This is a genomic window from Chloroflexota bacterium (assembly GCA_038040195.1).
Taxonomy (GTDB): domain Bacteria; phylum Chloroflexota; class Limnocylindria; order QHBO01; family QHBO01; genus DASTEQ01.
Genome location: JBBPIR010000006.1, coordinates 92,120 through 101,312 on the forward strand (window position 1 = coordinate 92,120; position 9,193 = coordinate 101,312).

The 9,193-nt window shown below is 67.1% G+C and carries 9 protein-coding genes and 1 tRNA gene; 6 read left to right on the forward strand and 4 right to left on the reverse strand.

The annotated features are described in order from the left end of the window. Positions 1-87: 87 nt before the first annotated feature. The 3 genes from AABM41_08145 to AABM41_08155 all read left to right on the forward strand — a co-directional run bounded on the left by AABM41_08145 (position 88) and on the right by AABM41_08155 (position 3,609). Positions 88-1,086 (forward strand): glycosyltransferase, encoded by a 999-nt coding sequence (locus AABM41_08145; protein ID MEK6192281.1) that lies wholly within the window; start codon positions 88-90, stop codon positions 1,084-1,086. A 40-nt stretch (positions 1,087-1,126) separates the two neighbouring features. Beyond that, positions 1,127-2,158 (forward strand): polysaccharide biosynthesis protein, encoded by a 1,032-nt coding sequence (locus tag AABM41_08150; protein MEK6192282.1) that lies wholly within the window; start codon positions 1,127-1,129, stop codon positions 2,156-2,158. Between the two features lie 350 nt (positions 2,159-2,508). Further along, a complete protein-coding gene (locus AABM41_08155) occupies positions 2,509-3,609 on the forward strand; it encodes a methyltransferase domain-containing protein (protein ID MEK6192283.1) in 1,101 nt (366 codons plus the stop codon). Positions 3,610-3,761: 152 nt separating this feature from the next. Here AABM41_08155 and AABM41_08160 read toward each other — a convergent pair whose 3' ends face one another. Beyond that, a complete protein-coding gene (locus AABM41_08160; GenBank protein MEK6192284.1) occupies positions 3,762-4,907 on the reverse strand; it encodes a glycosyltransferase family 39 protein in 1,146 nt (381 codons plus the stop codon). 53 nt (positions 4,908-4,960) lie between these two features. After that, positions 4,961-5,734 (reverse strand): adenylate/guanylate cyclase domain-containing protein, encoded by a 774-nt coding sequence (locus AABM41_08165; protein ID MEK6192285.1) that lies wholly within the window; start codon positions 5,732-5,734, stop codon positions 4,961-4,963. A gap of 113 nt (positions 5,735-5,847) precedes the next feature. On the opposite strand from AABM41_08165, the gene AABM41_08170 reads away from it, so the two are divergent. Further along, a tRNA-Pro gene (locus AABM41_08170) sits at positions 5,848-5,924 on the forward strand. A gap of 49 nt (positions 5,925-5,973) precedes the next feature. On the opposite strand, the gene AABM41_08175 is transcribed toward AABM41_08170, so the two are convergent. Both AABM41_08175 and AABM41_08180 read right to left on the reverse strand, forming a co-directional pair. After that, positions 5,974-6,780, reverse strand: coding sequence for a hypothetical protein (locus tag AABM41_08175; protein MEK6192286.1), 807 nt, complete (start codon positions 6,778-6,780; stop codon positions 5,974-5,976). Beyond that, positions 6,777-7,766 carry an ATP-binding cassette domain-containing protein gene (locus AABM41_08180; GenBank protein MEK6192287.1) on the reverse strand — a complete coding sequence of 330 codons (990 nt, stop codon included), beginning with the start codon at positions 7,764-7,766 and terminating at the stop codon, positions 6,777-6,779. Before AABM41_08180 ends, AABM41_08175 begins: the two co-directional genes overlap by 4 nt. A 23-nt stretch (positions 7,767-7,789) precedes the next feature. Here AABM41_08180 and AABM41_08185 point away from each other — a divergent pair, with 23 nt between their 5' ends. Both AABM41_08185 and AABM41_08190 read left to right on the forward strand, forming a co-directional pair. Next, complete coding sequence (locus tag AABM41_08185; protein ID MEK6192288.1) at positions 7,790-8,263, forward strand: VOC family protein; 474 nt, start codon at positions 7,790-7,792, stop codon at positions 8,261-8,263. 314 nt (positions 8,264-8,577) lie between these two features. Then, positions 8,578-9,193, forward strand: a 616-nt coding sequence (locus tag AABM41_08190) for a hypothetical protein (GenBank protein ID MEK6192289.1), incomplete at its 3' end; no start/stop codon positions are given.

Here is a 9,193-nt window from a genome sequence, read left to right on the forward strand (position 1 = left end):
TACGCACTGGCGCACGATTTCTTCGTCACAGAGGGCGGAGCGGAGCAGTGCGCCATCGAGTTCGCGCAGATGTTGCCATCGGCTCCGGTGTACACCAGCTTCTTCGACGACGCGCGTTTCGGGGATCGAATCGAACATGGCCGCGTGCGACCATGGCCGCTCCAGCGCCTCGTCGGCCCATCGGCCGGCTTCCGAAGCCTCTATCCGCTTTACGCCGCGTACTTCGGCGCGCTGCGCGCCGACGCAGACCTGTTGCTCACCAGCTCAATCGCGTTTACCAAGGCGATGCGAACCCGCGCTGGCGGCATGCATATTTCCTACATATACACTCCGATGCGATATGCCTGGGACCTCAACACCTACCTTTCCGAATCGAGCTACTCGCCGTTTGCGCGACTTGCCGCGCGGACCATCAGGCCGGTCATGCAGAGCTGGGATCGCCGTACGGCCCAACGCCCCGACCGCGTGGTCGCCATTTCGCACACCGTGCGCCGGCGCATCGAGGCTAACTGGCGGCGCGAGGTGGACGAGGTCATCTACCCGCCGGTGCGGCTCGAGGAGATGCAGCTGGGCACCGAGGACGACGGGTACTATCTCGTCGCCGCGCGGCTGTTGGCGTACCGGCGCATCGATCTTGCCGTCAAGGCCTTCGCCGCGCTCGGGCGCGAGCTGGTAGTCGTCGGCGACGGCCCTGAACGCGCGAGGCTCGAAGCGCTCGCCGGCCCATCGGTGCGGTTCGTCGGGCACCTGCCACGCGAAGAGGTGGTGCGCCTGTTCCGCCGATGCCACGCGTACGTCGTGCCGGGCGTGGAGGACTTCGGCATTGCACCGGTCGAAGCGATGGCAGCGGGCAAGCCGGTCATCGCCTTCCGCGCGGGTGGCTCGACAGAGACAGTCGACGAGGGGCGAACCGGAGTCTTCTTCGACGAACCTTCAGCAGTCAGCCTCCGTGCGGCCGTTCAGACGCTCGACAGCATGCGCTTCGAGGCCGTAGTGCTGCGGCAGCACGCGCAGGCGTTCAGCGCGGACGCGTTCCGAAAGCGTTGGCGCGCCATACTAGAGAACCCTGCCACCCTCGGGCTCTGAGGCCCGCGAGGGAGGCTAGTTGCTATCCTGCGAGGTGCCGTTGGCACCTGCGCCCGAAACGGCGTCCCACGCACCGGAGATCCCCTTGCACCTCGCGGGCTCCACGATCCTCATCACCGGAGGGACCGGATCCTTCGGCAACCGCGTCGCGCGTTACCTGCTCGAGCAGGACCCCGCGGAGATCCGCATTTTCAGCCGCGATGAGAAGAAGCAATGGGAGATGCAGAAGACGTACCCCAACCTGCGGTACATCGTCGGCGACGTCCGTGACCGCGACCGGCTGCGCGACGCCATGGAGGGAGTCGACTTCGTGTTCCACGCGGCCGCGCTCAAGCAGGTGCCGTCCTGCGAGGCGGCTCCCGCCGAGGCGCTGAAGACGAACACGCTCGGATCCCTCAACGTGTGCGACGCGGCGGCCGCAGCGGGGGTACGGACTGTCGTAGCGCTGAGCACTGACAAGGCCGTCAAGCCGGTGAATGCCATGGGAATGACAAAGGCGCTCATGGAGAAGATCGTCTGCGCCCAAAACCTATACCGGTCGAGCCCGATCTTCACGTGCGTGCGGTACGGCAACGTGATGGGCAGCCGAGGCTCGGTCATCCCGCTTTTCCGGGAGCAGATCAGGCGCGACCAGCCGATCACCGTCACCCTTCCCCAGATGACCCGCTTCATGCTCACGCTCGACGACTCCGTCGAGCTGGTCGTGCGTGCGCTGACGACGGCAAACGGCGGCGAGATCTTCGTGCGCAAGGCGCCGGCCTGCACGGTTCAGACCCTCGCCGAGGTGATGCGTCGCAAGTACAGCCCGCGAGGCGACGATCACGAGATTTGCGAGGTCGGCGTGCGCCCGGGGGAGAAGATCCACGAAGTTCTGGTGAACGAGTACGAGCTTCCGCGCTCGGTCGAGGACGACAACTATTTCGTGGTCCACCCTGAGTACCGGCCACCGGCGACGCTCTCGCAGCGCGAGCCCGGCGAGGAGTACACGTCCGAGAACACAACTCGGATCGAGGAGTACGAGACGATCTCGGCACTCCTGGACCACGCCGAGGCGACCTCCGAGTACAACTGACGATCCCTGCGCTGCGTCGGGCGCGTCAAAATCCCCGTAGAGTGCACCGGGGCGGCGGAGTCGGCCTGTTACGCGAACCGTATTGGCGAGGAGTACGTATTTCAGCCAGCACCACGGCCCCTGACTCACCAGTAGATATGGCCTGGTCGCTGGACACGTTGCGCCATGTCAGCCATGGCTAACAATGCCCGCAGATGGCTAGAGTTAGCGTAACGATGGGTACGCCTGCTCAGCCACGTGCCACGCCAGAAGCCTCGCCGCCTAACCTCGGCGCCTACGGAATAGTGTCCCATTGCCGGGGATGCGCCCGGCAGCAGGACGACTGGTTCACTTTGCTTCGCATGGATCCTATGCCTCTGGCGGGCAGATTCTGCGAATCGGAGACCGAGGCGCTCACTTCTCCGAAGTTTCCATTGACGTGGGTTCAGTGCCAATGGTGCGAGCTCGTTCAAGTCCTCGAAGACGTATCGGATAGCGTGCTATACGGTCAGTATCGGTACGGAAGCTCGACCGTCCCTGGGCTCGTCCGCCATTTCGAGGAGTACGCGAAGTTTCTCGCCAGCCGGTTCGGATCTGCAGGCGTTCACGTGGTCGAAATCGGCGCAAACGACGGGGTTCTTCTCTCGCGGCTGCCGACGGCGTGGCGTCGCGTCGGTATCGATCCCAGTGACGTCGCGCGCACGCAACGGTCCGAAGACTACGAGCTGCTGAATCTGCCTCTCACCTTCGACTTGGCTATGGAGTATCCCGACCGCGGCAAAGTGGATCTGGTGACGTCATCGAATACCATGGCGCACTTCACCGATCTGCACGGAGCTTTCGAGGCCGCTGACATACTCCTCCGCCTGGGCGGCGAGCTCATCTTGGAAGTGCACGATCTCGCGGCGACGCTGGACGGCGGCCAGTGGGACACGATCTATCACGAGCATAAAGTCGAATGGTCTGAGCGCTCACTCCGCGCCGTCGTCGGAGAGGTTGGGTTCGAGCCGACCTTCACGCAGCGGAGGCCGCTGCATGGAGGGCTTCTTCGATGCGGGTTCAAGAAGACCGGCACGTTGGTTCCGATTACGCGGCCGAGTGACCTTCACCGGGAATCCTTCCAACTGCTAGTTGACGGCTATTCGCGGCGCCGCCGGTCGCCGGTGTACGCGGTGCTCACTGCCGCTCTACACGGGGATCGACGCGTAGCCGCATATGGCGCGTCCGGACGTGCGAACGTGTGGATGAACCAGTTGCCGGAGCTTGACTTTGAGTATGTGATCGATGACTCGCCGCTGCGCAACGGACGCTGGCTGCCGTCAATAGCGGTCCCGGTCTATCCGTCGGCGACACTCGACACCAGGCCTCCGGATGTTTGTCTAATCACAGCGTGGAACTACGCCCGCGACATTATCGCCAAGCACCCTGACTTTCGCGGCACCTGGCTCCAGACGTTCGCTCGTGACCCTTAGCTCGACAAGAGTGGGGCGTGTGCAGTCGCGACGGCGCATCCGCTAGAGTGTGCGCTTAGCGCGGTGCGCCTGGTGTGGCTGGGCTTACGACACGACCTCGCGGGGTGACCCCAGCGTCACCGCCAGGACGACTGCCCACGTCGGAAGGCGCATCAGAATGCCCACGCCCCGGTCGCGAAGCGCGCCGAGAACCACAGCAGAAGCGCCACCGAGACGCCCCCCAGCACAAACCCAAGCCACCGCCGCTCGGCCAGCTGGGCGAACCACGCGAAGAGCGGGAACATGGTGAGTGCGTAGCGCGGCACGGACAACACGAACGATGTGCTGACAAACAGCAGCCAGTTGCCGGTCATCCAGGTGAACCAGGCGGGGCGGAAGCGGAACGCCGCCACGACCGTCCCCGCCAGCCCCAGGACGATGGCCGCGAGCTCGGTGACGCCGTACATGACGACGTTCTCGGGAGTGTCATTCTCGAGCCACCCGAACACTCCGCCGATCCCCTCCCACGGCCAGGCCAGCGACTTGAACCAGTGCTCGTTCTGGATGCGGAGGAACTCGAACGGGTTGCCGTACACCGCGTAGTTGATCAACAGGTAGCCGCCGAAGCCCACCGCCACCAGGCCGATCCATGCCCAGGCCGCCCGCCAGCGCCGATCCTCCGCCCACTGCAGCCACGCCTCTGCCGCGAGCGCCGGGATGAGGATCAGGCCGTTGACCCGCGTCAGCGCTGCCAGCCCGCCCAGGAGGCCGGCCAGCCACCATCGGTCAGTCCGGGCGGCCAGGAATGAGCCCAGCACCAGCGCCAGAAACAGCGATTCGGTGTAGCCGATGTGGAGGAAGTAGGCGGTCGGGAAGATGAGCATGAAGACCGCGGCCCGCTTGCCGATGTGCTCCCCGAACTCGCGCGCCACGAGCCGGTAGAGCAGCAGCACCGCCGCTACCGAGGCGACGGCGCTGACCATGATGGGCGCCACCAGCTCCGGCAGGACGGTGAGTCCCAGCGCAGTGGCCCAGGGGAACAGCGGGTAGAACACGATGAACAGGTCAAGGTCGCCGAGCTTGCTGTACATCGGCAGGTTGCCCGGGTCGTAGGCGGTGTAACCGAACAGCGCGACGTCGAGGTAGTGCGGCGCGTCCCATCGGTTCCAGATGCCAAAGATCTGGCCGAGGTCGATGGGTCGGTCGTTGACCAGGGCCACCATCACCAGACCCCAGGCGAACAGCAGGGCCTTCACCAATAGGGTCAGTCCGACCAGCTGGGCGTCGGTCGTGCGCAGCCATGGCCGCACGGCTTCCATGGCGAGGGACTATAGGTCCTGGACCGATGTGGTCCGCGCTCAGAAGGAGGCGGTCAGGCGGAGGCGGCCAGCCGGCTCCAGATCTGGACGGGCTCCTCGCGGCCTTTCACTGGGAGCGTCCGCATCGACCAGGCGTCCTTCGCTCGGTCGGTCTCGAGCCCGGCCTGGGCCGCGGTCTCGGCCGAGATCAGCAGCTCACCGGCCTTCGCGGCGTCCCCGAGGCGATGTGCGACGTTCACCGCGTCGCCAACTGCGCTGAAGCTGGTTACCTCGCTGGTGGGGCCGATGAAACCGGTGAACGCGGATCCGGTGTTCACTCCCACACCCACCGGAAGATGGGCTTCATCCTGGATCCGGCGCGCGGCGGCGAGTCCGCGGCGCGCGTGATTGCCATCGGTGAAGGCGGGGATGAACAGCGCCATCACGCCATCCCCCAAGAACTTGTCGATGAGCCCGTTCTCGGCTTGCACGGCATCGGTCACCAATCGGTAGAAGTCCGCCAGCAGATTGGAGAACGTCCCGGCGCTCACCTGCTCGGCCATGGCCGTGGATCCGCGCACATCCGCGAACAGGACCGTGAGCTGCACCTCGGCTCCGCCCGGACTCTTTGACAGCGCCGAGAAACATCGGTTGCAGAGCTGGGGGTTCTTGGCCAGTGCGCCATACCCGATCACCCGCATGATCGGCCCGAACGGCGCCCGATACGGAGCGGCGCACAGCTTGCAGCGCGGGTCCGACGGCAGATGGCGGAACAGGCGTGACTCGGGCGCCGCATTCGGTTCGCTTAGAATGCGTCCCCAGGTCTCCTCGTCGATGGCTGCGGCCACGAAGCCAGCCTATCAGGCACTACCCCGATCGGCTGTGGATTGGCACCGTGGAGGCCGGCTGCTACGATGCGGAGCCGATCCGGCCGCCCGACGGCGACCGCGATGGATTCGGTCGGGGCGTAGCGCAGCCTGGTAGCGCACTGCGTTCGGGACGCAGGGGTCGGCGGTTCAAATCCGCCCGCCCCGACCATTCTCAGTCGTGCCGTGCCTGACCTGCACCGGCCCGATCTAGACCGCGCTCAGCCGGTGATTTCGGCGCGTTCGGTGAAAACGGCCGCCACGACCAACGAGCCGATCAGCCACGCGCCGACCAGCAGCATGGCGGTCTCCTGCGCGAGCGGGTCGGGCCCGGCCCCGAACCCGCCACCCCCAAGCCCCACCGCCGACGTGGCGACGTTGAAGGGCATGTAGCGCACGATGTCCGGCAGGAAGATGCCGGCAAACGCTTCCCCGAAGTAGAAGGCAATCCCCACCCCGATCCCGGCCAGTTGGCTGCGGGCCAGCGTGGCCACGGCGAACCCCAGCGCTCCCTGCTCGGCCATCGCGAACCACCCCCGCCCGAACTGCTCCGGCAGCGCGCCCAGAGCGTCCGCGTTGTTCATTCCATCGGTGGGGACGTCTGCCAGGTTGGCACCGATGAAGGCCGCCGCCACGCCGATGAGGAATGAGAACAGCAGTCCAGCCACCAAGTACGCCGCCACCGCCGCGAAGGTGAGCAACATGTACCGGCTCCGGCTCTCCCCGCGTGCGACCGCCATCTTCAGGGTTCCCCACGACCACTCCGAGCCGGCGACCGCCGCTCCGTAGGTGACCGCGAAGAGGCCTCCCAGCCCGACGATGAAGCCGAGGATCAGCTGGTAGGCCAACGGGAACGTGACGAGGGTCAGCGGGTCCGGTCCATCCGGTCCGCCCGGCCCTCCGCCATCGCCTCCGGTGGCTGCCACCGCGACGATGATCATCACCAGCAGGCCGGTCAGGATCCCGAAGGTGAGCCAGGTCGCCGGTCGGCGCTGGAGCTTCCGCAGCCCGGAGAGGAGGATCCTCATCCGTCGCCCCCCGGCGCCGTCGGGGTGGCAATCCCCTGGAATGTCCCTTCATGGCTGTCGGCCTCGTCCGCGGTCAGCGCGAGGAACAGCTCTTCCAGGTCGCTGCCGGCCTCCAGCCGCGCGGCGTAGATGCCGGCGTCAGCCAGGGTCCGGTTGACCTCGGCGGCGCGGTCGGCCGCGATGCGCACCGTGAGCCAGCCCGCATCGGCGGATGGTTCGACCCCGTCGTGTCCGGGAAGGTTGGCGAGACGTTCCGCCGCGGAGGCCACCTCATGCGGAGCCACCCTCACGCGGACCAGGTCGGCGCCATGCAAGAGCTCGGTCATCGAGCCCTCGCGCACCAGGCGCCCCGCGGCGATGATCCCGATGACGTCCGCCATCTGCTGCACTTCGCCCAGCAGGTGGCTGGATACGAACACGGTCTTGCCCTCCGCCGCCAGGTGGCGGAGCGTCTCGCGGATCGCGACGATCCCGGCCGGATCGAGGCCGTTGGCCGGCTCGTCCAGGAGCAGCAGCTGCGGGTCACTGAGCAGGGCGGCTGCGATGCCGAGGCGTTGCTTCATGCCCAGCGAGTAGCCGGAGACCTTGTCCCGCGCGCGATCGCGGAGCCCGACCAGCTCCAGCAGCTCCTCGACGCGTGCCCTCGTCGTAGGGGCGCCACTGGCCCCGATCGCCCGGAGGTTCTCCCGGCCCGACAGGAACGGGTAGAACGAGGGTGTCTCGACCAGGGCGCCGATGTCGAACAGCCGCCGCCGATCCCGCCCGCTGAACGGTCGGCCCAGGAGCTCGATGCTGCCGTGGTCGGGGTGGATGAGTCCGGTGAGCAGGCGCATGGTCGTCGTCTTGCCCGCCCCGTTGGGCCCGAGGAAGCCATAGACCACTCCGGTCGGGACGGATATGTCCAGACCCGCCAAAGCCAGGCGCGAGCCATAGCTCTTGCGCAGGTCACGAGTGGCGAGCGCCAAGCCGTCTGCGGACGCGGTCATGTCGTGCGGTAGGGTACCCGCGATTGACGAATCGGCTCCCGCTCCCCGGTGTCCGCTTCGGCCACGTCAACATCGTGGCCGCCGACTGGCACCGGCTGGTGGACTTCTATCGGACGGTTTTCGGCTGCGAGGTCGTGCCGCCGGAACGGAATTACGCCGGCCCGGACCTGGAGCGGGGGACCGGGGTGGCCGGGGCCGAGCTGCGTGGCGCGCACCTGCGATTGCCCGGCCTCGGGGCGGACGGGCCGACTCTCGAGATATACCAATACCGCCGCGCCGAGGAGCGCCCACCGACCGCGGCCAACCGACCGGGGTTCGCGCACATTGCCTTTGCGGTCCGCGACGTGGAGGCGGCGCAGGGCGAGGTGCTGGCCGCCGGTGGCGGGCGAATCGGGGACATCGTGACCCTGACCACCGCCGATGGCCGGCGCGTCACCTGGTGTTACGTCACCGATCCCGAGGGCAACATCCTCGAGCTCCAAGCCTGGAGCCGTTAGGGACCGCCACCGATCGGCGCGCGACGGCCGGCCAGGGGTACCAGTACATCGGTCCCCTTCGAGTACTGCACCAGACCCCACTCCACGCTTTTCCGCGGTTTTTCGCCAGGTGCCCCCGCGCACCGGGGCGTACCCAGGGGACGATCACGCCATGGATGGAGATGCGCACGCATCGCATCCTCACCACGTAAATGCATTTATCCAGGGAGGGCGCAGTCGTGCATCGGATGGCGCGGTCGGGCAAGCGCGGTCGCGCTGCGCTCGGCCATCGACGTCACCGGCTCCGGCGTGGCGCCGGTCGCGCGGCACGACCGTTGCGCGCCACGCTCGCGGTCCTGATCACTGCTCTTGCGCTGCTTCTGAGCGTCGTACCGGTCCTCGCATCCCACGTGGTGCCGGTCACCCTCCTGGGGAATCCGACCTGCGCGTCCGTCGGCGACTACGACCACGAGTTCAAGGTCGAGCCGGTGACCAACGGTCTGCATGCCGATCCGGGCAGCGACTTCGAGGCCCAGCTCACGGTTGGGAGCTCGGCGCTCGGCCAGACGGTTGATTTCGCGGGCAACCTCCCGGTCGACGCGGTCCTGGTCAAGGGCGGGCCGAACGCCAACTTCTATCTGTACGTGCCCACGGTCCTGACCGATAACGGCCTGCACGCGCCGCTGAACATACTGGGTGGCTCGTACTACGGCCTGGGCCACATCCGGTTCTGCTTCGACGACGAACCCAGCGGGACGCCCACGCCGACCCCGACGCCAACCCCGACCCCGACGCCAACCCCGACCCCGACGCCGACGCCGACCCCGACGCCGACGCCGACCCCGACGCCGACCCCGACGCCGACCCCGACGCCGACCCCGACGCCGACGCCGACGCCGACGCCAACCCCGACGCCAACCCCGACGCCAACCCCGACGCCAACCCCGACGC

What these genes read in the sequence shown, in the direction of transcription:
- AABM41_08155 (MEK6192283.1), top strand. Translation starts at nt 2,509, where the DNA reads ATGCCTCTGGCGGGCAGATTCTGCGAATCGGAGACCGAGGCGCTCACT.
- AABM41_08160 (MEK6192284.1), bottom strand. Translation starts at nt 4,907, where the DNA reads ATGGAAGCCGTGCGGCCATGGCTGCGCACGACCGACGCCCAGCTGGTC.
- AABM41_08175 (MEK6192286.1), bottom strand. Translation starts at nt 6,780, where the DNA reads ATGAGGATCCTCCTCTCCGGGCTGCGGAAGCTCCAGCGCCGACCGGCG.
- AABM41_08180 (MEK6192287.1), bottom strand. Translation starts at nt 7,766, where the DNA reads ATGACCGCGTCCGCAGACGGCTTGGCGCTCGCCACTCGTGACCTGCGC.